This is a genomic window from Alistipes sp. D31t1_170403_E11 (genome assembly GCF_015553985.1).
Taxonomy (GTDB): Bacteria; Bacteroidota; Bacteroidia; order Bacteroidales; family Rikenellaceae; genus Alistipes; species Alistipes montrealensis.
The window spans coordinates 1-1,890 of the sequence record NZ_JADNHQ010000022.1 but is presented as its reverse complement, the minus strand read 5'-3'; the positions used below and the strand labels follow the sequence as shown (position 1 = coordinate 1,890).

Below are 1,890 nucleotides of genomic sequence, written 5' to 3'. Positions count from 1 at the left end.
CATGCTTTATCATTTATTGTCAGGTTTAGGAATCGAGAAGTACGTTTCGTCACGTTACTTTTCGTCGTGGCTTATCCTAGCCATCGATACCGTCGTCTCAGTTTTCTCGACGTTCGTCGCGTACCTGCTGGTGCGTGGACTCTTCCCGCATCCGGTTTTCACGGTTTGGTACGGTTTCTGGCTATTGGCGGGTTCGTGCGCCCTGAGCGTCTTCTCGTTTATCCTTTTCCGTACATTCCGTAGCGTAATCCGTCATACGACGCTTCGCGAGGTCTGGAAACTGGGCGCTGCCGTGATGCTTAAAGACGTGCTGATGTACGGCTATGTGCAGTTGCTTCCGCAATCTCCCGCCCCGCCCCAGACGGCTATCGCCATGGGTTTCCTGCTGGACGTGCTGGTCACGCTCTTCCTTCTGCTGGCCCTTCGTCTTTGCATGATCATCCTCTACGACCTGATCAAACTCAAACATGCCCGCCACGATAATTGCCAGCAGGTGCTGGTTTACGGTACGGGAGATAAATCGGTGTCTCTGGTAACGCGCCTACAGAACTCGCCGCATTACCAGGTCTCGGGCTTCCTGACCTACGGGAAACTGCTGAAAAACCATACGATCGCCGACCGCCCGGTTTACTACTTCGAAGACGAATGCAGCATCGAATACCTCCGGGACCGTTACGACATCGACGGCGTTCTTTTCGCCACGAACGACGACGCCCAGTCGGAACAGGAACGCCTGATCCGGTATTGTACGGAAAAGGGCGTTAAGATCCTGATCGCGCCTCCTATCGACGAGGTTATCGACGGCAAGATCATGAAGCAGTCGATCCGAGAGATCAAGATCGAGGACCTGCTGGGTCGTCCCGAGATCCGCATCTCGATGGATGAGATCATCGCCAATTTCAAAGACAAGACGGTCCTGGTTACAGGCGCCGCAGGTTCGATCGGCTCGGAGCTTTGCCGGCAGTTGGCTACGTTCGGCATCCACCGTCTGATCCTTTTCGACAACGGGGAGACTCCGATGCACAACCTGCGCCTGGAGCTGGAAGAACGCTATCCGGATTTGAAATTCATCCCGGTTATCGGTGACGTTCGAATCCCTGCCCGGCTGGACTTCGTGTTCCGGACCTACCATCCGCAGGTGGTGTTCCATGCCGCGGCTTACAAACACGTCCCGCTGATGGAGGAGAATCCGTGCGAGGCGGTCCTGGTGAACGTCGCGGGCACGCGCAACGTGGCCGACAAGTGTATCGAATACGAGGTGGAGAAGATGGTTATGATCTCGACGGACAAGGCTGTGAACCCGACGAACGTGATGGGCTGCACCAAGCGCCTTGCGGAGATCTACGTGCAGTCGCTGGGGCTGTCGATCGAACAGGGTCAGACGCCGGGCAGGACCAAATTCGTGACGACACGCTTCGGGAACGTGCTGGGTTCGAACGGCTCGGTGATCCCGCGTTTTAGGGAGCAGATCGCCAAAGGCGGTCCTGTGACGGTTACGCACCCGGACATTACGCGTTTCTTCATGACGATCCCCGAGGCTTGCCGCCTGGTTATGGAGGCTGCCACGATGTCTACGGGCAACCAGATCTTCGTGTTCGACATGGGCGAGTCGGTTAAGATCGCACACCTGGCCCAACGGATGATCTCGCTGGCGGGATTCGAGCCGGACAAGGATATCAGGATCGAATACACGGGCCTGCGTCCGGGAGAAAAGCTGTACGAGGAGGTTCTGTCGAACAAGGAGAACACGCTGCCCACGTCGCACGACAGGATACGTATCGCCAAGGTGCGGGAATATGACTATGAGGAAGCGTGCCGCGTCGCCGAAGAACTGGAGACGCTCTCCCGCTCGGTCGACATCCCGCAGATGGTAAGGCTGATGAAACAGAC

1 protein-coding gene is annotated in these 1,890 nt (G+C 56.7%); it reads left to right on the top strand.

All coding sequences use genetic code 11. The features are described from left to right. Position 1: 1 nt before the first annotated feature. Positions 2 to 1,890 (top strand): polysaccharide biosynthesis protein (locus I2E69_RS15140; RefSeq protein WP_195462058.1); only part of this gene is annotated, 1,889 nt, incomplete at its 3' end.